The organism is Staphylococcus croceilyticus (assembly GCF_002902575.1).
Taxonomy (GTDB): domain Bacteria; phylum Bacillota; class Bacilli; order Staphylococcales; family Staphylococcaceae; genus Staphylococcus; species Staphylococcus croceilyticus.
In genome coordinates this window covers 1-1046 of the sequence record NZ_PPRD01000096.1, presented here as the reverse complement: position 1 = coordinate 1046, position 1046 = coordinate 1, and the positions used below count along the sequence as shown (strand labels likewise).

Below are 1046 nucleotides of genomic sequence, written 5' to 3'. Positions count from 1 at the left end.
AAATAATTATATTTTTAGTATGGCATATATTTATTATTATTCAATAGATATTGTGAAAATTAGCGAAATTGCCATAAATTATAAAAAACAGATAGGCTATGCCTATCTGTTTTTTATTGATTACTTACATTTTCATTTGGAGCGCTTGTACCATCTGCACCATTATCTTGCTCTTGTCTTTGTTCTTGTCCTTGCTCTTGTCTTTGTTCTTGTCCATTATCTCCTGATTGCCCATTATTAGCTGAATAAGTTTCTACATTACCATTTTGACCACCAGCATTGTCATTAGTACCTTGACCACCATTGTTATTACCATTATCAGTTGTATTGTTGTTATTACCTGTATCATTAGTTTGGTTATAAGTTTGGGCATTGTTGTAATTATTGTTTCTATTGCCTTGTCCATTATCTTGTCCAGTCGTTGTATTGTAATTTTGAGAATTATCTTGGTTGTTTACATTATTACTGCCTTGACCTTGATCATTAGTTTGAGTCTGATCATTAGCTGGTTGTTCGGCAGATTGTTGTGGCTGCTCAGTACCTTGTTCTTGTTGTTGATTATCGAATTGTTGTTCATTATTTGTGTCATCAGCATTATTTTGCTCTTCTTCAGTACCTTGGTTATCAGCATTATCATCATTGTTGTCTTCATCTTTTTTGTTATCTTTCTCTTTAGAAGATTTATCCTTTTTATCTTCTTTGTCTTTTTTCTTATCTTTATTTTTATCTTTGTCTTTTGATGTTTTGTCATCATCAGATTTATGTTCTTTTGTTTGGGTTGATTCTGTAGCTGATGGATTATTGCCTTCGATTACTTTATGAAGACCTAATGCAAGCATACTTAGTAAAATAATAGTAATGGCCATTGCAAAATATTTTAAATAACTCTTATTTTTAAATACTGCGATGATGGCAAATAATATTATTATAAAAGCTATAAATAATAAAGCCATACCTATGTAAAATAATGCTTTATCCATACTGTACCTCCATTTAAATTTTAAGTTATTAAATATATTGTACTATACTTACCAAATAATAAATAT

At 29.5% G+C, this 1046-nt stretch carries 1 protein-coding gene; it reads right to left on the bottom strand.

All coding sequences use genetic code 11. The annotated features are described in order from the left end of the window. Nucleotides 1-113: 113 nt before the first annotated feature. The gene (locus CD128_RS10425) at nt 114-980 is read right to left on the bottom strand and encodes a hypothetical protein (protein WP_197730774.1); all 867 of its coding nucleotides are present in this window, start codon (nt 978-980) and stop codon (nt 114-116) included. Nucleotides 981-1046: the final 66 nt, after the last annotated feature.